23 protein-coding genes are annotated in these 24,178 nt (G+C 46.8%); 15 read left to right on the top strand and 8 right to left on the bottom strand.

The genetic code is table 11. The features are described 5' to 3' along the window. Positions 1-171: 171 nt before the first annotated feature. From ACYCSE_RS21260 to ACYCSE_RS21270, 3 genes are all read left to right on the top strand, one after another. Positions 172-1,353, top strand: coding sequence for an alpha/beta hydrolase (locus ACYCSE_RS21260; RefSeq protein WP_250261491.1), 1,182 nt, complete (start codon positions 172-174; stop codon positions 1,351-1,353). A gap of 90 nt (positions 1,354-1,443) precedes the next feature. Next, positions 1,444-2,394 (top strand): ABC transporter ATP-binding protein, encoded by a 951-nt coding sequence (locus tag ACYCSE_RS21265; protein ID WP_459699749.1) that lies wholly within the window; start codon positions 1,444-1,446, stop codon positions 2,392-2,394. 13 nt (positions 2,395-2,407) lie between these two features. Beyond that, positions 2,408-3,124, top strand: a complete 717-nt coding sequence (locus tag ACYCSE_RS21270; protein ID WP_322171779.1) for an ABC transporter permease — start codon at positions 2,408-2,410, stop codon at positions 3,122-3,124. 224 nt (positions 3,125-3,348) lie between these two features. On the opposite strand, the gene ACYCSE_RS21275 is transcribed toward ACYCSE_RS21270, so the two are convergent. The 3 genes from ACYCSE_RS21275 to ACYCSE_RS21285 form a co-directional block, all read right to left on the bottom strand. Continuing rightward, positions 3,349-3,726: a hypothetical protein gene (locus ACYCSE_RS21275; RefSeq protein ID WP_459702573.1), complete on the bottom strand. Its 378-nt coding sequence runs from the start codon at positions 3,724-3,726 to the stop codon at positions 3,349-3,351. A gap of 262 nt (positions 3,727-3,988) precedes the next feature. Continuing rightward, positions 3,989-4,870 carry an Hsp33 family molecular chaperone HslO gene (hslO, locus tag ACYCSE_RS21280; protein ID WP_039275256.1) on the bottom strand — a complete coding sequence of 294 codons (882 nt, stop codon included), beginning with the start codon at positions 4,868-4,870 and terminating at the stop codon, positions 3,989-3,991. Positions 4,871-4,901: 31 nt separating this feature from the next. Then, a complete protein-coding gene (locus ACYCSE_RS21285) occupies positions 4,902-5,378 on the bottom strand; it encodes an RrF2 family transcriptional regulator (RefSeq protein WP_250268202.1) in 477 nt (158 codons plus the stop codon). Between the two features lie 243 nt (positions 5,379-5,621). On the opposite strand from ACYCSE_RS21285, the gene ACYCSE_RS21290 reads away from it, so the two are divergent. The 8 genes from ACYCSE_RS21290 to ACYCSE_RS21325 all read left to right on the top strand — a co-directional run bounded on the left by ACYCSE_RS21290 (position 5,622) and on the right by ACYCSE_RS21325 (position 16,044). Further along, positions 5,622-6,635, top strand: coding sequence for an LLM class flavin-dependent oxidoreductase (locus ACYCSE_RS21290; RefSeq protein WP_061831380.1), 1,014 nt, complete (start codon positions 5,622-5,624; stop codon positions 6,633-6,635). A 265-nt stretch (positions 6,636-6,900) separates the two neighbouring features. Then, the gene (locus tag ACYCSE_RS21295; protein WP_459699753.1) at positions 6,901-8,970 is read left to right on the top strand and encodes a bifunctional aldolase/short-chain dehydrogenase; all 2,070 of its coding nucleotides are present in this window, start codon (positions 6,901-6,903) and stop codon (positions 8,968-8,970) included. A gap of 340 nt (positions 8,971-9,310) precedes the next feature. After that, a complete protein-coding gene (gene rhaI / locus ACYCSE_RS21300) occupies positions 9,311-10,531 on the top strand; it encodes an L-rhamnose isomerase (protein ID WP_069291829.1) in 1,221 nt (406 codons plus the stop codon). Further along, positions 10,528-12,003 (top strand): rhamnulokinase, encoded by a 1,476-nt coding sequence (gene rhaB, locus ACYCSE_RS21305; RefSeq protein WP_459699756.1) that lies wholly within the window; start codon positions 10,528-10,530, stop codon positions 12,001-12,003. Before rhaI ends, rhaB begins: the two co-directional genes overlap by 4 nt. Positions 12,004-12,023: 20 nt before the next feature. Continuing rightward, entirely contained in the window at positions 12,024-12,782 is a 759-nt protein-coding gene (locus ACYCSE_RS21310) for a DeoR/GlpR family DNA-binding transcription regulator (RefSeq protein ID WP_322161953.1), read from the top strand. A gap of 268 nt (positions 12,783-13,050) precedes the next feature. Beyond that, a complete protein-coding gene (locus tag ACYCSE_RS21315) occupies positions 13,051-13,779 on the top strand; it encodes a (Fe-S)-binding protein (protein WP_459699759.1) in 729 nt (242 codons plus the stop codon). Then, positions 13,776-15,305, top strand: coding sequence for a LutB/LldF family L-lactate oxidation iron-sulfur protein (locus tag ACYCSE_RS21320; protein ID WP_459699761.1), 1,530 nt, complete (start codon positions 13,776-13,778; stop codon positions 15,303-15,305). Before ACYCSE_RS21315 ends, ACYCSE_RS21320 begins: the two co-directional genes overlap by 4 nt. Further along, positions 15,289-16,044, top strand: a complete 756-nt coding sequence (locus ACYCSE_RS21325; RefSeq protein WP_459699763.1) for a LutC/YkgG family protein — start codon at positions 15,289-15,291, stop codon at positions 16,042-16,044. The genes ACYCSE_RS21320 and ACYCSE_RS21325 overlap by 17 nt, the downstream gene beginning before the upstream one ends. 12 nt (positions 16,045-16,056) lie before the next feature. Here the strand turns inward: ACYCSE_RS21325 and ACYCSE_RS21330 are convergent, their stop codons facing one another. The 4 genes from ACYCSE_RS21330 to ACYCSE_RS21345 form a co-directional block, all read right to left on the bottom strand. Then, a complete protein-coding gene (locus ACYCSE_RS21330) occupies positions 16,057-17,163 on the bottom strand; it encodes a sensor histidine kinase (RefSeq protein WP_459699765.1) in 1,107 nt (368 codons plus the stop codon). Between the two features lie 15 nt (positions 17,164-17,178). Beyond that, the gene (locus tag ACYCSE_RS21335; protein ID WP_459699768.1) at positions 17,179-17,880 is read right to left on the bottom strand and encodes a response regulator transcription factor; all 702 of its coding nucleotides are present in this window, start codon (positions 17,878-17,880) and stop codon (positions 17,179-17,181) included. Positions 17,881-17,990: 110 nt separating this feature from the next. Further along, positions 17,991-19,181, bottom strand: coding sequence for an acyltransferase (locus ACYCSE_RS21340; RefSeq protein WP_459699770.1), 1,191 nt, complete (start codon positions 19,179-19,181; stop codon positions 17,991-17,993). 318 nt (positions 19,182-19,499) lie between these two features. Continuing rightward, entirely contained in the window at positions 19,500-19,925 is a 426-nt protein-coding gene (locus ACYCSE_RS21345) for a CHRD domain-containing protein (RefSeq protein WP_023988435.1), read from the bottom strand. A gap of 168 nt (positions 19,926-20,093) precedes the next feature. Between ACYCSE_RS21345 and ACYCSE_RS21350 the strand changes: the two genes are divergently transcribed. The 3 genes from ACYCSE_RS21350 to ACYCSE_RS21360 all read left to right on the top strand — a co-directional run bounded on the left by ACYCSE_RS21350 (position 20,094) and on the right by ACYCSE_RS21360 (position 22,346). After that, positions 20,094-20,516 carry a hypothetical protein gene (locus tag ACYCSE_RS21350; RefSeq protein WP_023988436.1) on the top strand — a complete coding sequence of 141 codons (423 nt, stop codon included), beginning with the start codon at positions 20,094-20,096 and terminating at the stop codon, positions 20,514-20,516. Between the two features lie 230 nt (positions 20,517-20,746). Further along, entirely contained in the window at positions 20,747-21,907 is a 1,161-nt protein-coding gene (locus ACYCSE_RS21355) for a rhamnogalacturonan acetylesterase (RefSeq protein WP_459699773.1), read from the top strand. Between the two features lie 115 nt (positions 21,908-22,022). Further along, a complete protein-coding gene (locus ACYCSE_RS21360) occupies positions 22,023-22,346 on the top strand; it encodes an MGMT family protein (RefSeq protein WP_459699775.1) in 324 nt (107 codons plus the stop codon). Between the two features lie 155 nt (positions 22,347-22,501). On the opposite strand, the gene ACYCSE_RS21365 is transcribed toward ACYCSE_RS21360, so the two are convergent. Then, on the bottom strand, positions 22,502-22,690 hold the full coding sequence (locus ACYCSE_RS21365; protein ID WP_013370989.1) for a hypothetical protein: 189 nt from the start codon (positions 22,688-22,690) through the stop codon (positions 22,502-22,504). Positions 22,691-23,008: 318 nt separating this feature from the next. On the opposite strand from ACYCSE_RS21365, the gene ACYCSE_RS21370 reads away from it, so the two are divergent. Then, complete coding sequence (locus tag ACYCSE_RS21370; RefSeq protein WP_459699778.1) at positions 23,009-24,172, top strand: TolC family protein; 1,164 nt, start codon at positions 23,009-23,011, stop codon at positions 24,170-24,172. Positions 24,173-24,178: the final 6 nt, after the last annotated feature.

Consider the following 24,178-nt stretch of genomic DNA (forward strand, 5'->3'; position numbering starts at 1 on the left):
GGTGTGAACACCCAGGCAGCAGCCTTTTTTGTTTTTTCAGCGGTTTATAGTTTTTTATATTCTCTTTATAAACATTTATTTTTCTTTTAAAGAAGCTTTATCTTTGTGTTGTAAAAATTACTTGTAGTAAAAAAACTACAATCACTAGAACTGGAAAAGGAGGATGTTGCAATGTCAATTGAGTTCAGCCGTTGGCCCAATCACTACATGATGTCATACCAAGTCACCAAAGCTTTGGGTATGGCAAGCCTCGGTGCTACGGACGTCACCGAGATCTACGAGGCCTGCAAAAAAATCGACCCCGATGACAAGGACACGTGGCACAGGGAGTGGCTCATAACGGCTCAGGTATTGGAAAGACACGGCAAGGAGGCCGAAACGGCTGGAAACTGGTATACAGCACGAAACTGCTACATTCGTGCCTGCAATTACTACAGAATTGCGGAATATGCGGTGATGGATGATGACACCGAGAAAATCCGTATATTTAAGAAAGTAAATGAACTCTTCGAAGCTGCCGGAAAGTACTTCGATGTCCAACCGGAGAAGATCCAAGTCGATTACGAAGATGTCAAGTTGGATGGTTACTTCTTCTCCCCTTCCTGGATAAAAGGTCCGAAGCCGACCCTTTTTGCTCTCAACGGTGGCGACGAGTGGTCAATTGAAAACTATTTCTGGCTAGGTCCCGCTTTTATTTCGTGTGGATATAACTTTCTGGTCTATGACCAGCCTGGGACCGGCCTCTCGCTGTACGAAAAGGGAAAAGGAAGACGAGCGGACAGTGAGGCTTTCCATTCCCGGGCAATCGACTTTCTTCTAACGCGGCCGGAAGTCGATCCCGATAAGATTATCGTGCACGGGGAGAGTTTTGCGGCTTACGACTCGCTGCGATTCGCTTCGTTCGATCACAGGATTGCTGCCGTCATCTCCGACGGCGGTACGCACGCCTTCGACTGGGATGCCATGCTTAAATGGATGCCGCCGAGTCTGGCCGCACACGGCATGAGAATTCTGGGGGCAAAAAGCTTGGAGGATTTTGCGGGGAATCCGCGTTTTGCCTATGATCTTGAGGGCGTGCTCCACCAGATAGAATGTCCGCTTCTTGTAATGCACGGAGCGGAAGAGATATTGGTTCAGCCAAATCCGCTGACACAAGCCTTGAAGAATTACGAGCAAGCGGGTTCGAAAAACAAGACGTTCTTCCCGATAGAGGATAGACGACTTGGCGGATTAGAACACTGTCAGGTAGACAACATCAACGTGCTGCATGAGGTAGTGCTGAATTGGCTCTGCTCAATTGGGCTTGGGCCAGCCTCGCCTCGCTTAAGCGATTGCCAGGACATCATAAAGTAGATTTATTGAAAAATTTCTGATTGAGCTTGTTCAGGAGTGTTGTACTTAGAATCCTGAATAAGCTCTCTGTTTATGGAGGAGTTGAAGGCTATGAGTATTTTATCAAAGGAAAAAAATGGCGGAACGCCCGCCATACAAATTGAGGGAGTGCACAAAAAATTTGGCGACTATATCGTATTGAACAATCTTTCGCTGGAGGTGAGCCGAGGAGAGATATTTGGATTTTTGGGACTGAATGGCGCTGGAAAGACAACGACCATAAAGATGCTCTTGGCGATGCTCAAGCCAACCTCCGGCAAGCTCTATATGTTAGGTGAAAAGGTCGATGCCGGAAACTATAAATTATGGGACAAGGTTGGATATTTGGAGGAGGCTACTTTTTATCCCGATTTAACTGTAGTTGAAAATCTTGACATAGCACGATGCATGCAAGGGGTGCCTGACAAAGATTCCGTAAATCGGGTTATCTATAAGTTGGGGCTTGAGCTGCACAAACAGAAGAAGGCAAAGAATCTTTCTTTAGGAAACAAACAGCGCCTGGGACTTGCGAAAGCAATGATTCACAATCCGGAAATTCTAATATTGGATGAGCCGATAAATGGCCTCGATCCCGCAGGCGTGGCGGAGATACGGAATATGTTATATAACCTAGCGAAAAATTTCGGCGTAACTGTTTTTATATCCAGCCATCTGTTAGAGGAACTCTCGAAAGTTTCCACACGCATTGGGATTATTCACAATGGCCATCTTGTTAAAGAAGTCGCAATGGATAAGCTGGAGCAATCGTTACAGAAAAACTTAGTGGTGAATGGCCGCGACAAACATGCCTTAAAGGAGGTGCTTGAAGAGCATGGATATGAATTTGAGGAGATAATAGACGGCTATATTAAACTAACCGATGACCACGCTGCGGATAGTCCTGAACGACTGGCCGAACTGCTGGTTAAATCCAATCAACCGCCAACATTGCTTCGAGTAATTACGGAGGATTTGGAAGGATATTTTCTCCGCACAATTGGTATGACAAGGGGGAATATATAAGGGGGAATATATAATGAATATTTTTTCTGTCTTACATTGTGAGATTCGCAAGATTATCCGCGCCAATGTGTTTTGGTTGGTATTTCTTATTTTTGCATTTGGGCCAATCATGATGGGAGTCGGAATTATTTTATCCAGTGACGCCGGCGGCATCAATTGGAAAATGTATTTAACCGAATTGCTTGATAGTCTTGCCCCGCTGGGACTTATCGGGTACACCTTTATCGCGGCATGGGTATTTGGACGAGAGTTTTCGGATAAAACAATTAAAGATTTGCTTGCAAAGCCCGTTTCCAGATCGAAAATTGTACTGTCCAAATTTCTTGTAATTTTAGCATGGAGCCTATTACTTTCCATGTATATGTTTGCCATAGGTTTTGCCGTGGGGGGTATTCTAGGAGTTCCGGGCGGGTTAGCTTCTTTTATTTGGAATATCTTCTTTAAATTCATTATAACATCGCTATTGTTTATTATTGTTACCACACCAGGCACTCTTCTGGCCAATGTGAGCAAGGGATACTTGGCACCATTAGGACTCATCCTGATCATCGTCATTCTCTCAAATGTTTTGGCCTCTTTTGGATTCGCCCCCTATTTTCCGTGGACCATCCCGTCGGTATTTCAAAGCACCGGTTTTTTAAAGTTGAGTAGTATAATCATTCTTGCGTCTACGGGAATAGCCGGAATAGTCGGAACATTTGCCTGGTGGAGATTTGCCGAGCAGCAATAAACGCGCTACATGCACTGAGTTGTAGATATATCAATTATGAAAAGGAACAACAATCTCTCCGTTGCTCGCACGTTCATGCTTGACGATAAGCTAAGCGCTGGATTGGAAAGTGTACCACAACCGAAGCAGTTCAAAACGCGCGTTTCAAGGGTTGAAAAATACACACAGCCCATTCTGGAGGCAAAGGGTTGAACGATTAGAACGGACAAATGGATCGGATAGTCTCAAGAAATACGAAAGGCGAGGAACATCTGCCGAAGAGCAGGTGTTTTTTTGCTTAGAATTACAGAGGGAGCAGAAACCCTTAAATTATGAGGGGGGATATGATGTGTTCTTATGCTGAACCTGTTTCCGGTGTTCACCGGCATCGGGCTGATCATTCCGATAATGCCGAAATTCATTAATGAACTGGGGATTGTCGGAAGATGTGTAATGCTCCCATTGAGCCAGTCGACTTCAACGGTAAGTTGACCGACCAGCTTTTCTAGGCGCTCCTGTTTGCTTTCGTATTCCTTTCTCATCTTGTCCGCTTCACTCGTCCCTTTCTCGAACACCATAGACGCCCAGCTCAGAAACTCGGCTTTCCACCAGCTAATCATCACGGGCTCATTTCATATTTGGCGGCAATCTCGTTCACGGTCTGCTCTTCCTGCAAGACCTCCAGCACAATCTTCGTCTTAAAATTTCCTGCGTATCTTTTTCGAGCATAGCGCACCTCATTTCAAGTGATTGGAATAATATAACATTATCACTTACATCATGAACAAGTCTACCGTGTTTAGGATTAAGAAATCATCGGAAGCATTGGGAAAGAAAAAAGCTGTTCCCCAGTAGCTAAACCTACTTTTTGGGAACAGCCCATATTTAAATGATGTTTGTTTCCAGCATGCCTTCGAGATCTTCTTTGGTAAGATGGTAGTGTGCGTTACAAAAGTGGCAATGAGCTTCAGCCTGTCCATCGGTATGGATCATATCTTCTATTTCCTTATTGCCTAAGCTGATAATGGCATTGGTAACGCGCTCTTCTGAGCAGGGACAATGAAATTGTACAGGCATGGTTTCCAGTATGTTCAGGTTGCTTTCTCCCAAAATCTGACCCAGAATCTGCTCTGGCGTAAGACCTTCCATGACCATTGCGGAGATGCTTGGAATGCTCTCAATGCGTCTCTCGATAAAACTGATAACCTCCTCCTGCGTATCTGGCATCAACTGAATAATAAAACCTCCAGCCGCCTGAATAGAGTTATCCGGGTTAACAATAACTCCGGCTCCTACAGAAGAAGGAATTTGTTCGGATTGGACGAGATAAGATGTGAAATCCTCACCCAGTTCACCCGATATGAGAGGGACTTGACCAACAAACGGGTGTTTTAAGCCGATATCTTTGGATACAATTAGCGCTCCATCTGTCCCTACAGCTCTGGCTACATCTAATTTCCCTATCTGATTAAGCTCAAAATGGGTTTGTGGATTTTTTACATAACCTCTAACTTCACCTTTGGAGTTGGTATCGACAAGAATAGTGCCGATAGGTCCGCCGCCATTAATCCTGATCGTCAGTTTATCCTCATCTTTAAGCATGGCTCCCAGCATGACGCCGACCGTCATAGAACGTCCCAATGCAGCCGATGCTGTGGGCCAGGTATAATGACGCCGTTGAGCTTCACTTACCGTTTCCGTTGTTCTCACGGCATAAGCCCGTACCTGGTTATTGTAGGCAAGAGCTTTTACTAAATAATCGTTCATGTTCATATTCCTTTCTGTTCATTAGAGTTCTTTACAAGACCATTTTTTCCTGAATCCAGTTCTCCAAAGAAGTCATTTTGTCATCATATCCTTCTTTAAAAAAGTCAGCGGATAGTGACGCGATGGTTTCTCTTTTCAGAACGGCTTTCCAGGAGGCTTCCGCTTCTTCCATCAAATTTGCCAGTAAACAACACTGATCGTCTTTCTTTAATTCAAGCATATCGTTGTAGATACCGCTGGAAGAATAGAGAGTCTGTTGTCCTTCAATCGCCAGATAAATATCAAATACCCGTATATCCTCAGGTTTTTTCTTTAATTTGAACCCGCCCTTGACACCAGGTACAGAAGTAATCAAATCGGAGCTAACCAATTTACGTAACAGTTTATGAAAATAAGTAGGCGAAGCACCTAACTGCTGGCTAATGGCCTCACCAGGTAAAACAGCTTTGTCCGGCAGCATCGTGAGTAGAAGAAGCGCGTAGACAGATTGTTCGACACCTGTTTTCATATGCACTAGCAATCACCTCAATATTTATAACCAGGCTAATATGGATAATGATTATCCACATAAATGCATGATAGACGAGCTTCTCGTAAAAGTAAACTGTTTTTGAACAAAACTAAAAATTTAAATCATTTGCAATTTATAACGGGACACATTATCATAATTGATGCATCAATTGATGGGTCAAAGAATTAAGGCGTTGAGGAAAATTCATAAAATAATATTTTGACAGGGGGTTTATATATAATGACTACGCGTAACGTTGCACTATCTATATTAGATCTTGCACCTGTCCTTGAAGGCGGCACTCCTGCCGATTCCTTCCGTGACACGGTGGATCTTGCCCAGCATGCTGAACAATGGGGGTACCATCGGTACTGGCTAACGGAGCATCATAACATGCAGGCGGTCGCCAGTGCGGCTACGTCCGTGATCATCGGGCATGTAGCTGCACATACAAACAAAATTCGGGTCGGTTCAGGCGGTATTATGCTGGCTAACCATGCTCCACTCATGATTGCAGAGCAGTTTGGAACCCTAGAGTCGCTCTATCCGGGACGAATTGATCTGGGACTTGGCCGGGCTCCAGGCACGGATCAACCTGCGATGAGGGCACTGCGGAGAGGACTTCACAGTACTGGGGAAGATTTCCCCGAGCAATTGAATGAGCTGCGTTCTTACCTGAATCCAGCACTGAACGGAGCCGTTCCGGGAGTAAGGGCGATTCCTGGAGAAGGGCTGGACATTCCCATCTGGTTACTGGGATCAAGCGGATTCAGCGCACAGCTGGCAGGTCAGCTTGGGCTGCCGTTCGCGTTCGCCAGCCACTTTGCCCCGGCTCATTTGCTTCAGGCTCTGGAGTTGTACCATCGCAATTTTCGGCCATCCAAAGCACTGGATAAGCCATATGTGATGGTCGGTGTTAATGTGCTTGTTGCAGATTCTGATGAGGAAGCAAAATGGCTCTTTACTTCACAAGAACAGCAGTTTCTAAATGTGCTGCGCGGGCACAGCGGAGGACTGAAGCCACCAGTGGATGACATGGAAAAGCTATGGAGTGAGCACGAGAAGGAGATGGTTCGTGGTAATATGCTGGGGTATTCAGCCATCGGCAGTCCTGACACCGTCAAGCAAAAGATGGATTTGATAATCGACCAGACGAGAGCCAATGAGTTGATTACAACCTCTCAGGTATATGACCATCAGGCGCGCCTGCGCTCGTACGAGCTGCTAGCCAAAGTGATGCGTATAGTTGGGTAATTAGATGAGTTAAACGAATGAGGCCGTGCCAGAAAGGTTCTTATAACCGATTCTGACATGGCCTTTATTTTGTGCGTGGCCATGATCGTTTACCAAATGAATATATCCATTTTTTTAGATGGATAAAAATTAAAATTTATTTTTGATTATTTTTGTATTACTCATTTTCAAATTAAAACAAAAGTGTTATAGTCTCCATAAACAAAGAAAAACCACTGTAATAAAGCCTTTCAAAACTAAAACTGAACTTGGAGGTCTTTTTCCTATGGTACAAAGTCTGTGGATTTCTTCACAAGCATCTGAGCAGAAAAGCACGCTGGAAGAGCTCGTATACCGTTCTAACCTGATTGGCACAGATAGGAGTGTGTGCAACTGGGGAGGCGGTAACACTTCAGCCAAAACGATGATACCAGATTTTCGTGGGCGTGAAGTAGAAGTGATGTACGTTAAGGGCAGCGGTTCCGATCTCGCAACAATGAAAGCGCATAACTTCACAGGGCTTCGTATGGAGGATATTCGTCCTTTATTTGAAAGGGGAGATATGTCTGACGAGGATATGGTCGCATATTTGGCGAACTGTATGATAGATGCCAAGCATCCACGGGCTTCAATTGAGACGCTATTGCATGCTTTTCTGCCTTTTACACATGTCGATCATACACACCCAGACGCGATTATTAGCTTGTGTTGTGCGCACAACGGTAAGGAAATGGCTAAGGAAATCTTCGGTGACCGTTTTGTATGGGTGCCTTATATCCGTCCTGGCTTTAAGCTGTCGAAAATGATTGCCCAAGGTGTAATCGATCATCCACAAGCTGAATTGGTATTGATGGAAAAGCATGGTCTGGTTACGTGGGGAGACACATCCGAAGCGGCTTATGCGAAAACAATCGAAATCATTCAAGAAGCAGAAAGCTATATTAAAGCTCGTCAAGAGGAAAAGCAGGCGTTTGGAGGCGTAAAATATAAAGCGCTTACTTCTGAAGAGCGCCGAAGCATTGCGGCCCAAGTTATGCCATCCGTCCGGGGTGCAGTCAGTGATGAGAAAAAGATGATCCTCACCTTTGATGACGCGGAGGATGTGTTGGAGTTTGTGAACGGCCGAGATTCTGCTGTTTTATCCCAGGTTGGGGCAGCATGCCCGGATCATCTGGTTCATACCAAGATGAAGCCACTCTATGTAGATTGGACACCGAATGTGGAGGATGTAGAGGGCTTGAAAGTTAAGCTCGCTGAGGGTATAGCGTCCTCTAAGGAACAGTATCAAGCTTATTTCGAGCGCAATCGGCATGAGGGAGATGTTATGTTTGAGGCTGCGCCACGTGTAATTTTGATTCCGGGTATTGGTATGATCAACACAGGAAAAAGCTGGAGCAACGCACAGATAAGCGGCGCCTTGTATCATCGTGCTATTGCTGTCATGCGAGGAGCAACGGCGTTAGGAGAGTTTGTTTCACTCAGCGAGAACGAGTCATACAACGTGGAATACTGGCCGCTGGAGCTTTATAAGCTGTCACTCGCACCAGCAGAAGCTGAATTTTCCCGTAAAATTGCGTTCATTACAGGCGGTGCAGGCGGGATTGGCAGTGCAACCGCACGTCGCTTGGTGGATGAAGGTGCACATGTCGTACTGGCAGATCTGAATCTGGAAGGCGCGCAAAAGGTAGCCGCAGAGATAAATAGCAGCTACGGAGAAAACCGTGCCATCGCCGTAAAAATGGATGTGACGCAGGAGGAGCAGATTCAGGCTGCCTATGCAGAAACGGCATTGACCTATGGCGGTGTAGATATCATCGTCAACAATGCAGGCCTTGCTACATCCAGTCCGTTCGATGAAACATCGTTAAAGGAATGGAATTTAAATGTGAATGTGCTGGGAACGGGTTATTTTCTGGTTGCACGAGAAGCGTTCAAGCTCATGAAGGAGCAGACACTTGGCGGTAGCATGGTGTTCGTCGGTTCCAAAAACTCGGTCTACGCAGGTAAAAATGTAACGGCCTATAGCTCGGTCAAGGCGCTGGAAGCACATTTAGCCCGTTGTATTGCCGCAGAAGGCGGTGAATATGGCATCCGTGTGAACACCATTTTGCCGGATGCCATTCTGCAAGGCTCGACAATTTGGAACTCCAATTGGCGCAACGAGCGCGCTGCCGCCTACGGCATCGAGCCCGACCAACTGGAGGAGCATTACCGCAAACGGACGACGCTGCTGGTTAACATTTATCCGCAGGATATCGCCGAGGGCATTGCCTTTTTCGCCTCATCCAAGGCAGAGAAAACGACAGGCTGTATGCTGACCATCGACGGTGGCGTCCCCGCAGCATTTACACGCTAGCCGAATTAAAATGAACCTATGTAAGCCACATGACGATAGTTTCGAAGGGTTGTAAAACACTTTGGAAAACACGTAAATAAGCAATGTAACGTATTTACGTGTTCTCATCCTTTATATACACACTAACACTTTAAAAATAGAAGTGACTTTATGGGTGGTCAGCAGCGTAGCGGGCGGAATTGTTCCGAAGAAACGAAGTGTTCGCCTTTGCAACGGGATTTTAACCTTATCATGTGTTATAAAATGAAAAATCCCGTTGCAACAGCGATCGGAAGAACAATCCGCACGCGAAGCGGCCTCCCCCCCCGTAACTCACTTTATTTTCCAAGGAGGAACCACGATGAGTGACAAAGCGTACGCCTTATTCGAGGAGCAACAGCAACAACGGGGCATTGACCTGGAGCAAGTAAAGGCAAAGCTGAAAGCGCTTAGCATAGAAACACCATCCTGGGGATATGGCGACTCAGGTACACGGTTTAAAGTCTTTCAGAAAACAGGCGTCCCGCGTGATCCGTTCGAAAAGTTGGAGGATGCCGCGCAGGTTCATGCTGTGACAGGCTTATGTCCATCCGTTGCGATCCACATTCCGTGGGATACAGTGGACAATTACGGCAAGCTTCGCGGTCATGCCGAAAGCCTCGGTTTGCAGATTGGGGCCGTGAATCCCAATTTGTTTCAAGATGAGGACTACATGCTCGGCAGTGTCACCAATGTAGACCCGGCCATCCGCCGTAAGGCCATCAACCATTTGCTGGAATGCGTGGATATTGCGAAGGAAACGGGCTCTAACGATTTTAGCTTATGGTTCGCAGACGGAACGAATTATCCCGGTCAGGGGGATATTCGCAAACGGAAAAATTGGATGCTGGAAGCGCTCAGTGAAATGTATAAGGCGCTCACACCTGACATGCGCATGCTGATTGAATACAAGGCGTTCGAGCCAGCCTTTTATCATACGGATATTGCCGATTGGGGCATGGCGTACAATTACGCAACCAAGCTGGGGCCGCAGGCACAGGTGCTGGTGGATACAGGGCATCATCTGCCGGGAGCCAACGTGGAGCATATTGTCGCGTTTCTAATTGATGAGCAGCGACTAGGTGGGTTCCATTTTAATAGCTATAAATATGCAGATGATGATCTGATTGTAGGTTCTACCAATCCGTATGAGTTATTTCTAATCTTTTATCAAATTTTAAATGCCGCTCAGGATGTAGAAGCTGATATCCGCCAAACCGTGGACAAAATCGCATACTTGATTGATCAGTCGCACAATATTGAATCCAAAATCCCGGCCATGATTCGCTCCGTGTTGAATGTACAGACTCAATATGCAAAGGCACTCTTGATTAATCATGCAGAGGTGGAAGATGCAGCAAACCGCCAGGATGTGCTGGGTGCAGAGGATGCTGTACGCCAGGCGTTTGAGTTTGATGTGGCACCATTGCTCAGAGCGATCCGTGAAGAGCAGGGATTACCTACAGACCCGATGAAAGCCTACTTGGCATCTAATTATGGCACGCAGATTTTACAAAGAGGCAAGGGTGGTGCAAGCTGGTGAGTATCCTCGCTTATGATTTGGGGGCAAGCAGTGGCAGGGTTCTACTCGGAGAATTGACAGATTCACGTATCGTGGTGGAGGAAATCCATCGCTTTTCGAATGATCCGGTCAAAGTTGGGGAACGTCTGCACTGGGATCTGTTGCGTCTGTATCACGAGGTTCAGCAAGGTTTGCTCAAAGCCAGACATATGGGAGTGAATCCGTCCAGTCTTGCGATTGACTCTTGGGCGGTCGATTTTGGATTGATTGGGGAAACCGGAGAACTGCTAGGCAACCCTTATCATTATCGGGATTGGCACACCCAGGGGGTGATGGAAGAAATACAGGGACGGCTAGGGAAAGAGTCCATTTTTCAGCGTACAGGCATTCAATTTTTGACGTTTAACACGATTTATCAGCTGGCTGCTATGCGAAAGGCGAGTTCACCGTTGCTGGAGCAGGCAAAGCATTTCTTGATGATTCCAGATCTGCTGCGGTATTTTCTGACAGGTGAAATGTACAATGAGTTTTCGAATGCGACCAGCACGCAATTATATAATCCGTTGCAGCAAAAATGGGATGAAGAGCTTTTGTCTGGAATCGATATCCCCCGTTCCTGGTTTGGTGAGGTCCTAGAGCCAGGAAATGTTGTAGGAACGATCCGCTCGTCGGTCATGACCGATCTGGGCATTGGGGCGATTCCTGTGATTGCAGTAGCAGAGCACGATACAGGATCTGCTGTGGCTGCCGTACCTGCGCTGGAGCGCTCGTTTGCGTACTTGAGCTGCGGAACATGGTCCCTGATGGGAACGGAAACGGCACAGCCTGTAATCAATGACGATACGCTTCGTTTTAATTTTACGAACGAAGGTGGGGTCGGTCGAACTTACAGACTGCTTAAAAATATCATGGGATTGTGGATTTTACAGGAGGCGCGTAGAGAGTGGGAGCGGCAGGGAAGCTCCTATTCCTTCCCTGAACTGGTTCATATGGCAGAACAGGCTCCAGCATTCACTTCTTTGATTGATCCGGACGATGAACTGTTTCTGCACGCCGGGGATATGAAAACACGTATCCGTCAATATTGCCGCAACACTGGGCAGCCGTTGCCGGAGACGCCGGGAGAGATTACGCGCTGTATTTTGGAGAGTCTGGCGTTAAAGTATCGTTACATTTTGGAGCTTACAGAGCAGGTGTCAGGACAGCGGTTTAATGGTTTGCATATGGTCGGAGGAGGGATTCAAAATCGCTTGCTGTGCCAATGGACGGCCAATTCAATTCAAAAACCCGTGTGGGCTGGACCCGCAGAAGCGAGCGCAATCGGCAATCTTGCGGTACAATGGATGACACAGGGAAAGTTCGCCGATATATGGGAAGCACGCCGGGTCATCGCAGATTCTATTTCCGTGGAGGAATATGAACCTGCCGAGTCAGAAGCGTGGGAGGATGCCTACGGGCAATTCCGGCGAGTGGCGGGACTTTTTGTACATTAAAGATGTGGAGTGAGATTGCCATGCTGGTCGCAGAAAGATATGAGATGATTGTGCAGCTCGTTAATGAAAAAGGGAGCATACGGGTGTCCGAATTGAGTGAGTTGTGCAAAGTAACGGAGGAAACGATCCGCCGTGATCTGGACCGCCTGGAGCAGGCGGGACGACTGCGCCGTTCGCATGGGGGAGCGGTCAGTGTCAAAAACGAGCAACCTGAAACGCCCTATGCGGTACGGGAAATTATGAACGCAGAGGAAAAGCGTAGGATTGCCGAAGAAGCAGTCAAGCAGATTCAGCCGAATGATCGTATTTTGCTGGATGCTAGCACAACCGCCTGGTATATGGCGTCAAGCCTACCGGATATTCCTTTGACAATATTAACAAATTCGATTCGGGTAGCTACAGAGCTGGCGGGTAAGGAAAAAATCGAGGTCATTTCGACGGGGGGGCAGTTGCTTCAACGCTCGTTGTCATATGTAGGCCCGCTCGCAGAGCGTTCACTAGAAACCTATTATGTGGATAAATTGTTTTTCTCCAGCCAAGGGGTTCATCTGGATCGCGGTATTAGCGAATCGAATGAACTGCAAGCTCGTTTGAAGCAGAAAATGGTCAGCATTGCAGACCGTGTGATTTTACTGGCGGATGCGAGCAAATTTGGGCAACAGGCGTTTACGCATGTCGTGAACCTGTCGCAAGTGTCCGAGATCATTACAGATTCACGGTTGTCGGACCCGATTCGCAGTCAACTGGCGGAGCTGGCGATTCCAATTACGGTTGTATAAAGCGGGGAGTTTCCAAGGTGAAGGCCGCTTTGCGTTTCATTTAATCTTACGATCGCTGTTGCAGGGGGATTCTTTGATGATGTAAAAAAGTTATAAGTGAGAATCCCGCTGCAAGCTTCTAAATTATCACTTCCCCGGATTTTTAGCATTGAGTAAAAAATCTGGGGGCAACAGCGATGGGAAGCAACATCCGACTGCACAGTGACACTAAAGGTAACTTTTCAGTTATAAAGTAATAGCAATTCCATGGACGGAAGGGGTGTTCCGTATGAAGGTATCTTTATTTATTACCTGCCTGAGTGATGCGATTTATCCCAAGGTGGGGGAAGCGATGGCACGCTTGCTTGCCAGATATGGTGTTCAGCTGGATTTTCCGAAGGTGCAGACATGCTGCGGACAGCCGTCCTATAACAGCGGCTATTGGGATGAAACGAGGGCTGCGGCCAAAACGATTTTGAAAGCGTTTAACGATAGCGATTTTGTCGTATCTCCTTCCGGCTCTTGCACATATATGATTCATCATTACCCGGAGTTGTTTAAGGATGAACCCGAATGGCTCGATTCGGCACGGAGGCTGGAGCAAAAGACGTATGAGTTTACGCAATTTATGGTGCAGGTGCTTGGCGTGACCGATGTGGGCGCGTCTTTTCCGCATACGGTAACCTACCATCCGTCTTGCCATGGCACACGTTTGCTCGGCGTGAAGGAGGAACCGATGAAGCTGCTTGACAGTGTAAAGGGGCTGCAATTAGTACCACTGCCCTTTGCTGAGGACTGCTGTGGCTTTGGCGGGACTTTCGCGGTGAAAATGCCGGATATTTCGGGAGCGATGGTGACTGAAAAAGTGGACCACATCAGGGAGACCGAAGCCGAGGTACTGGTCGGACTAGACATGGCTTGCTTGATGAACATTGCCGGAAATCTCCGGTATCGGCAAGAGCCAGTTCGGGTTATGCATCTGGCTGAGCTGCTGTACGAAGGGGTGAAGCACGCATGACCGCCGTACATTCACATTCCATGAACCAAAAGGTCAAGAAACGCGCAGAGCTGGCCCTCAATGATGATTTTCTGCGGAATGCAGTTCGTTTCACTACCGAGCGTCTGCGCAACGGCAAGCGGGTGGCCTCAGAGCAGCATGGAAATTGGGAGGAATGGCGTGAACGGGGCCGTCAAATTCGTCTTCATACCATTGCCCATCTGGACTATTACTTAAATCTATTTGTAGAAAATGCCCGCGCCAACGGGGTGCATATCCATTTTGCCGACACAGCAGCCGATGCCGTACGTATTACACTGGATATTGCTGCGCATAGCCAAGCTCGTTCCGTCGTCAAATCCAAGTCGATGGTGTCGGAGGAGTTACATTTGAATCAGGCGCTGGAGGGTGCGGATATCGAGACGATTGAAAGTGACCTCGGTGAATATATTATTCAACTGGCAGGAGAGCCCCCGTCTCATATCGTCATTCCGGCGATTCACAAAAACCGCTATCAGATTGCCGAGCTGCTGTCCAAAGAAGCAGGGGAGAAACTGTCCGCGGATACGACGATTTTGGCAGGCTTTGTCCGCAAAAAACTGCGTGAAAAGTTTCTAGAAGCGGATATTGGCATGACCGGGTGTAATTTTGCCATCGCCGAGACAGGCTCCATGGTCCTGTTTGAAAATGAAGGCAACGCACGAATGGTATCCACTTTGCCCAAAACGCAAATTACGCTGATGGGCATGGAACGGATTATTCCATCCTGGACGGATTTGGAGGTCATGGCTACATTACTGCCACGATCCGCTACCGGACAGAAGCTGACCATGTACATGTCTGGAATTTCAGGCCCCCGGCGTAGCCAAGATGCTGATGGACCGGAGGAAATGCACATCATCATCGTAGATAACGGACGCTCACTACAGCTAGGCAATCCCGAATTTCAAGAGTTATTGAATTGCATTCGCTGTGGTGCTTGCCTGAATGCCTGTCCGGTGTACCGCCACATCGGCGGGCACGCGTATGGCGGGACATATAGTGGCCCTATCGGTGCAGTGCTTACGCCTGCCCTTCATGGCAACATCAAAGAGTGGAACGATATTGCGAGTGCGTCCAGTCTGTGTGGTGCGTGTTATGAAGCCTGTCCGGTCAAAATACCGCTGCATGATATGCTGGTATATTTGCGTAGACGTAAGGTGGAGGCGGGACAAGGAGATAAGCTGGAAACGGCAGGAATGAAAGGTTTTGCGACAGTGGTTTCCAGCTCGAAGCGATTCGCAGCGGCGATTCGGCTAGGGCAGATTGCACAGAAAGCGGTCGTCCGTAAGGGCGAAATTACCCTTAAGCTGGGCCCGCTAAAGGGATGGAATACGTACCGCGTAGCTCCCTCTCTGGCGAAAAAATCCTTTCGTCAGCAATGGAACACGTTGGAGCATAAACTGGAGCAGGAACGCAACGTGATGCAGCCGGATGTTCTCAGCCGAATGGAGAAGATTTTGGCAGATAGAAGTAAAGGAGGGACGCAGCATGAGGGAACAGAGTAATCCTTCTGCGCAAGCAAAAACGGCCCATGAAGCGTGGCTTCAGCAAATGGAAGCAGTATCGCGTGCTAAGCAGGTATGCTTTATGGACGGCATCGCGACGCGGCTCAAGCGCCCACGACAGACGGAGCCGCCAGTTCAGCCGTTTCGCGGAGCACCTGCATTTTGGCACGAATTCGAATGGAGCGCGGAGCAGCGCATCGAGGAGTTCACCGCCAACTTTACAAGTGTTGGCGGGCATGTCGTGCGTCTGCAAGGTTTGGAGCAGACCGCAGACTGGATCGCGCTCAAAGCGCGAGAGCTGGGAGCGGCCTATATCGTCCGGCAGAATGAGCCGGACCTGGATGCGCTCCAGCTGGAATCGGTGCTGCCGGAAGTCCGTTTATCGGTGTGGAACACCGATCCAGTCGAGGATTGGAAGGCCCGCGCCGCCGAGGCGGATATTGGCATCGTCATCGCCGACGAAGCGGCTGCTTACACCGGTTCGGTAGCGGTGCTATCCTCGCCGGAGAAAGGCCGTGCAGTAAGCCTTTTGCCAACCGCACTGATTATTCTTCTGCCCGTAGAGCGCTTGCGAACACGACTGGGCGAGATTCTAAGCCGCTTTGACGAAATCGGGCGTGAGCAACTGCCCGCAGGCATTCATTTTATTACTGGGCCGAGCCGCTCGTCGGATATTGAAAATGATTTGACGATTGGCGTGCATGGACCCGGCATCGTCTATACGTTGTTAGTGGGCTAGCGTGTAGACCGCCTAACGAGCATGATAGAGGGGAAAACGGGTTTCAAAATCTGTTTGTCTGCGATTACTCCTAACCGAAATGCGGCCATCGTGCAGCTCAGTAATACTTTTTGTAATCGCAAGGCCCAGTCCGGTGCCTCCGGTTTCCTTGGAACGTGATTTATCCACCCGGTAAAACCGCTCAAACAAGTGCGGGACATCTTCCGCAGGAATTGGGGTGCCGTAGTTGGTGCAGATTACCACCGCCTCGTCGTCTTCGCGTCCTATGGTGATATCGAGGCGTTTGCCGTCTTTTCCGTATCGAATAGCGTTGGAAAACAAATTTTCATACAGGCGTACCAGCTCGTCGGTATCGGCTAGAATCCGAACAGGCTCGACGATTCGGACACGGTAGGACATGTCCACCTGTTCCAGCGAGGGTACAAATTCCTCAGCAAGCTGAGTGAGCAATTTGCCGAGATCTACAGGCTCCAGCTCCAGTGGCAGACTGCCACCGCTCACACGCGTGTATTCAAACAGCTCGTCGATCAGCTTTTTAAGCGTCAATGACTTTTCATAAGCAATGTTCACATAATAGCGCAGCTCAATTTCATCCCGATAGCGGTCGGTTTCAATATATTCCAAAAAACCGATCACGGATGTTAGCGGGGTGCGAAGATCATGAGATACGCCGGTGATCAGGTCGTTTTTGGCTTTGGCGGAAGCCCGTTCTTCTTCCAGTGAGAGACGGAGCTTGTCCGCCATGGTGTTCATATTTTTTGCCAAGGTACCCAGCTCGTCCGCTGAAGAAACAGGAATCGTATAGGACAGATCTCCATCAGCAAACTCCTGCATCCCCGTCGTAATTTCGCGAAGGTAGCCAATCGTATTTTTGGTAAAAAGGAAGAAGAAATAGATATATGTAGGTAGCCCGCCCACCAGCATGATCAGTGGGGATCCAATGTGATTTACGGTCCAGCGAACCAGACGGGTGCCAAAAAATGAACGGGAAGGGTTCAGCCATAGCAGCAAGGATGCTCCATAATAAAACACCATCAAAATCAGTCCGGTTAGAGCGAAAGCAGCAAGGCTAAGGGCTGCCAGCTTCCATCCCAACGTGTCATATCGTTTTGCCTTCAAGACGTAAATCCTCCATTAATCGAATTTTTCCATTTTGTAGCCGATGCCCCACACCGTTTTCAGGTATTTGGGTTTTCTCGGATCAGTCTCAATTTTCTCGCGAATTTTACGCACATGAACCATCAGCGTGTTGTTGGATTCCAGATATTGCTCTTTCCACACTTTTTCATAGATCTGCTCCATGCTCAGTACTTGACCACGATTACGGGCCAACAGCTCGACAATCGCAAATTCGCGCGGGGTCAGCTTAATGGATTCTCCGGCGAGAGTGATCTCATGCGTAGCAGAATTAATGGTGAGTTCGTCCAGTATCATTTCATGCTCCAATGCAGGGGAAGAGTGGGTATATTTCCGTACTCTGCGCAGCTGGGATTTGATGCGTGCCACCAGCTCCAACGGGCTGAACGGCTTAGTGACATAATCATCGGCTCCAACGCTAAGTCCTGTGATTTTGTCCATATCTTGTCCCTTCGCAGACAACATAATAATCGGAAAATGCTCGGTTTCCCTGATCTTCATGCAAGCTTCAACCCCGTCCATATTAGGCATCATCACATCAAGCACCATCACATCTATCGATTCCCGACTGACTTGCTTCAGCGCTTCCAGTCCGTCCCGTGCCATGAGCAGTCGATATCCTTCATTTTCCAAATAAATTTGCATCAGCTTAATAATTTCAGGTTCATCGTCTACTAATAAAATGGTTCCGTTATGCATGGTTGTGCACCCTTTCTGTTCTTTCCAGCAGTAAACAATATGGGCGTATTATATACCTTTTTAAAGATGGAGGCTATGGACACTCATCTCAGTTCGCTTGCTTGAGGTCTTCAGCCTTTGGATAGGGCTGTTTCAGTTGAAGAAATACGGTTTTCTTGCTTGAATTCTCTTTTTCCTATTTCTGGTAGTTGACCGAACAAGATCCAAGCAAATGGCAGGAAACGGGAGATGATCGACACGACGAGCCAAGAGCAAAGAAGTGCAAAGAAAAAACCTCCGGCATACCACGCATGAATAAGCTGCGGAGAACCGATATGTGGTGAAAACTGCCGATACAGGAGCAGGAAGAACGGATGAATCAGATACACACCAAACGACAGTGTGCCCAGACGTTCCAGTTTGCGAGTGACAAAGGAATGTTGTCGTCTAAACATTAAAAAGGAAATCTGTAGTATTACCAGCGTGCTAGACAGGCTGTACATATTATACATAAGTTCAAAAACTAGCGAATTGTACGAGATTCCGTACATTCTATTTTCGTACCACATATAGACATGCATGGTGGCTGAAATCAGCCATAAACCCCAAATTGCGATCCATGTCAGCACGCCGGCAACACTTCGTTCCCCCTTACGCATCAGAAACCACGTTCTCAGCTGTGGGTAGTAGTAACCGAGAGCAGCACCCAGCATGTAGCAGGCTATATAAGACAGTGCCCAACTGCCCTTATTTTGAACCTGAAATAGAAATTTATTTCCAATAACAAATGACCACTGTACCAACAGCCCAAGGACAATAGACCATTGTGGAAGTTGCCGACAACGCTGGAACAGCCATAGTACGAATGGAAATGCGAGATAGAATTGCATCATGATAAAAATATAATATAAATGAGTATAAGCTTTGCCTGTGGCCAGTTTCAGAGCAAAGCTCTTCGCAAGTGTGGCTATATTCCATGGTTCGGAGCTGCCAGCCATAAGGGACAGAATGAAATAAAACAGAGAGAACATGACATAAGGTAAGAGGATGTACAGCAATCTCTGCTTATAAAAGCGGCTTAAGAGCTGTCGTCCCATCGGACGATCCTTGTAGTTGTAGAACAGCACCATGCTGCTAAGCGCGATAAATACGGGGGTTCCATACTTCATCAACACATTGAGGGCATTGTATACAACATATAGGCTGGAATTTGTAAGCTGAACCGTTGCATAAGAAGTGGCATGTACCATCAAGACGGCTAAAATCGCCATGGCTCTGACCAACTGTAATTCGGGAATTTTTTCTTTGGTCTTAGTCTTCATAAGCTTCATTTCCTTTCAGGATTGAACTATATCTTGTTGAATTCCTTCTATTAAAAAATAAAGTTCTTAACAACCTGAAAGGGAACGGCTTAAGAAACGCTTATGAACTTCTTAACTTTTGTTAAGAATTGAGGATTTTGCAAAAATCCCATAAGCGACTTCCAATGAACAAGATATAGATCGAAATGGTTTAGTTCGTCTATATCTTGCACTTCGGAGCGACTGGAATCGAATTTTGCAAAATCCTGAATTAAAAAGAACTTCCATAGCCTCAAAATGAGTGGCATGGAAGTTCTTTTTTATACTCATGTTCATTCGTTATTTGCAACGTTTGATAGGTGCGCGTCTAATCTGTCCACGGATGGCACCGTTCGGATGACGGATAGTGTGGACATTGACGTAGGCATTGCCCTCTCTAATTTGGCACACCAAATCATAAATGGTTCTGCCTCTGAGCGGACCGGTAAGATCACATGCACGAAGCACGCCGCTAACGACGCCTCTTCTAACGGTTATCCCAAACTTCGAAGGACCAAACAGTGTAGCAACAACAGGGCCATTTTCACCTCTTCGGCCCAGATGAATATGCGCTTCGGTTACCCGTGAGATATTGCGTACAGTCAGTTCAAAGCTTAATTGTTGGCTCGTTGGACGGTAACGGAATTCGGCTGTTCCTGTCGCATTTGTTCTGACAGGAGGCACTTCATTAGCCCCCCTTAAGGTGGCTCTAAACTTATTAGACATGACATCCCTCCTTTCCCAGTGTTGGTTTAGTGTATTCACAGGGCCAGGGAAAGGGCTGCACATTAGCCTATTCATCAGAAGTTGTGTGTTTTACAAGTTATTCAGTCCAAGCACAAAACAAACTTTTTCATAGTCTATGAGTATCTGGTAGAGAGAGGAGGGGAAACCATGGGAACATTTATTGATGGAAGAACATCCCAAAACGCTTCGACAGCTAACTCTATTGCCATTCCGATCACTCTTTTAAATACGCCTCAATTGTTCGGGCAGATCGGATTAAACACACTGGGGGCTACAGGTACGCCACGGGTTCTGCTTAAAGGAACCATATCGCTTCAACTTCCGCTTGCTTTAGTCGGAATAACGATCACTATTGTAAGAGGTACCCTGGTCACTGACCCTGTTGTTTATTCGGCTACGTCTACTTTTAGTTTGAGTTTATTAGCTCCACAGGTTATTGCGTTCTCAGCCGATGACTTTAACCCGCCGATTACACCACAATTGGTTTATACAGCTTTTGTTTCTTCTAACCTGCTGGGTACAGTACGAGTAGGTCCAGAGAGCTTTGACGGAATTCTGGTTGCGGATTAATGTAGTAATTTTGATATAACGAAATATGCTTCAAAAAGCTTCGCAGTTATAACTGCGAAGCTTTTTTGTGTACAAGTACAAGTTTCAGCTTAACGAATAAACTACTTTTCTTTTGCATAAGAATTACATAGGTATACCCCTGCAACAATGGGTAGAATTTTATGTATACGCTTACAAAAAACGAAATGTCTTTGCTTCATACAATTAAAAATTTGGAGGAGGAATGAAGAATGAAGTGGAAAAAAGGATTGACTGGTATGCTTTTAGCAGCTTTTTTATGTGGTGCACCAGTTGTGGGCATAGCTACCCAGGCACATGCATCCGCTGGCGAGTACAAGTTTGATTTTGGTGGAGGTACGGTGGAAACGGGTTATACTGGAGTGAGCGCTTCGCTGTCCTATGACTCAGCACGTGGCTATGGCTTTCGTACCCCTGAGAATATGCGTAATGTCAGTGCTTCGGGGACTGGAGTAGCAAGTGATGCGGTACGGTTCCTGGCTACAGGTACGAAAAGCGAGAATACTTTTGACGTTGCTCTTCCTCCTGGTTTGTATGAGGTGTCGGTTACTTTAGGAGATACCTCTCGTTCGAGTATTGCGGCTGAAGGGGTGTATCAGGTCATTAATATGACAGGGAATGGGGCCAAGGATCGCTTTCAAATTCCAGTGACAGACGGACAGCTAAATCTGCTGGTTACTGAAGGCAAAGAGGGCGCGGTCTTCACACTCAGTGCATTGGAAATCAAGCAATTATCTAGCAATCTGGTTACGAATCGAACGATTTATATCGGTGGAGATTCTACGGTTTGTAACTATTATCCGCTAGATAGCAGCGTGCAGGCGGGATGGGGTCAACTGCTGCCAGAGTTTGTGAACACGAATACTTTTCAAATTCGCAATATGGCGTCAGGAGGCCAAATTGCTAGAGGCTTCCACCAGGACGGTCAGTTGGAGGCCATCGTCCAATATATCAAGCCGGGGGATTATTTCATTCTCCAATTGGGCATTAATGACACCAATCCAAAGCATAACGAAAGCGAAGCGGAGTTTAAGGACTGGATGCGGGATATGATCCGGCAGGTTAAGGCCAAGGGGGCGACGGTAATCCTGTCAACTCCGCAAGGACGAGCCACTGACTTTAATGCTAACCATGTACACAACGCAGAAAATAGATGGTATAGAAGCGCTATTTTGGCGCTGGCTCAAGAGGAACAAACGCCTTTAGTCGACCTGAATGTTCTTAGCTCAGCTTATTTCACTTCTATTGGTAAAGACGCTACACTGGCCTTGTATATGAATGGCGATACACTCCATCCAAACTATGAAGGTGCAAGGGAACTGGCCAGATTGGTAGCACAGGATTTAAAAAGGCAGGGTCTGAGCGGATTCTAAATTTAAATGATGGGTTTTCCCCTGCTTCTTGCATTCGTAGGAGCAGGGGTTTTTAGCCTCTGTTCAAGGTGCTATAATTATTGAAAAAGCAATAGTAATACGGAGGAATTAGAACATGCAGCCTTTCACTGTCCGTGTGCTTCAAATTATACTGTTGATCCCTGAGGGAAAAGTAATGACTTACGGTCAAATTGCGGCAGAGGCCGGAAGCCCAAGAGGTGCCAGGCAGGTGGTGCGAATTTTGCATACATTGAGCCAAAAACACCGACTTCCTTGGCATAGAGTAGTCAACCGCTTGGGGGAGATTGCTTTGCAGGAGGATGAGTCCGCATCCCTGCAGCGTCTGTATTTGGAGGAGGAAGGCATACGTTTTAATGAAAGCGGGCGTATTCCACTAGATCAATATCTCTATGATCCGCAAGCGGAGATGGAAGAATAGGAACGGAACAAGCTATGCGGTTTTATATTAGATTTGATTATCACAAAAATCCGGGACAAATCAATTATCGATTTGTCCCGGATTTTTTTATCTAGCATACGAAGCAGATAACTAGAGGTAATCTGTTATTTATAGCATAAGATTCACTTGTCATTTTATCCGATAAGATGCTGCTGATCCCGTTGGGCAAGGTGAAAAGAAATGCTGTTCATCAGTGGTATATCGTTATTTTTCCGGGCTTCCCGGATTAGTTGTTTCTTTTTTTGTTCTGATTCACGTAAAAAGCGGGTCATCCACAAATCAGACGGTTCGTTAGTGGTTGTCATGCGAGATTCTTTTATCATCTATTAACCCTCCCAGTGAGCGGCTGTTATTCTTTCTCTAGTATATGTTCCAAACCTTAATAGATGCTGTTGGTTTCCTTAAAATTAGCTGAAAATTAGGTAAAGTTCAGGTAAAAATAGCTTGAATCAAGGTCTTATTGGACGAAAAGTAGTATAAAGCGAGTAATCAGGAAGTAAAGGTTACAAAAATGTATTGTTTTGACACCTTGTACCAACATAAACCTGAAAGTACAATTAGAATGCAAAGAGTTCGTGGAAATTTATGTCGAAAAGAATGGAAATGATTCGAAGAACGCACGAAAGGGGAGAGATTCATCTATGAAGCAAAAAGCGGCTGCCGTGCTGCTTGTATTGTCCTTATCATCAGGCTTGGCCTCCACTATACAGGCTGAGAGTTTATCAGGAAATGTAGCATCAAGTACGTCAGTTAGTCCATCCGCTGGGGCTACATCGAAGACATCATCCGTAACGGGTCAGGCTTTACCTACATTGACACTCAAGCAGGCCGCGGAATGGGCACAGACGAACAGTTACAATACGCGTACCGCCGAACGGGACGTAGAGCGTCGCAGAATGGAACTGAAAAATGCAGAAAAGGATCTGGGGAATTCACCTGTCGATTTTATAGACAATGAGTATGTTGATGATGAAACGTCATGGAAGAATTACAGTTCCTCTACCTTATCCTATCTAGCCAGCAAAAAGCAGGCGCAGTTCGCCAAAGACCAGATTTATTTTAATGTGATGAAAAGCTACCAAAGTGTGTTTGTAGCAGAAAACCAGGTGAAAAATGATCTGGAAGCGCTTGAAATTGCTCAAGCGGAGGAAAAGATTGCACTTGCTAAATTTGCGCGCGGCAAGCTGTCTGAGTATACGAAAAACGAGAGTACACAGGCCAGAAGCCAGGCTCAGCAAACAGTAGAGCAGGGGAAAATTGCGTTGCAAAAATCCAGAGATGCTCTGAACTTCCTTATGGGACAGCCTAATGGAACAGCTTATGAATTGGTTGATCGACCCGTGTACAAGGAACCCAAAAAACTGGATATCGAATTACATATACAACAGCTGACAGACATGAATCCGAATTTATGGAAGCTGGAGGATAGTATCAAAACTTCGGAGCTCAATGTGAGATACTTCGATTTTAACAGCGGCGCAGGTGCTTACGATCTAGCTAAAATGGATGTCGATACAGCCAAAGAGGAGCTCGCCAAAGGTCAAAAGGATTTTGCTGAATCACTCCGCAATTTGTATGCCACGGTTAAGGAAAACCAAAAGAAATACGTACAACTGGAAGAAAGCTTGCGTACGGCAAAAGAGGCCTTGGAGTTATCACGCAAAAAGTGGGCCAGAGGTCTAATTATCGAGACGGAGTTGAAAAATAATCAGCTAAAAGTGAACCAGATTGAACGGCAAATGGAAGAGCTGGCGATCGAGTTGGATCAAAATGAGTATACGTTGAACAAGCCATGGAGCACATAGGGAGGA

Source organism: Paenibacillus sp. SEL1, from assembly GCF_054602535.1.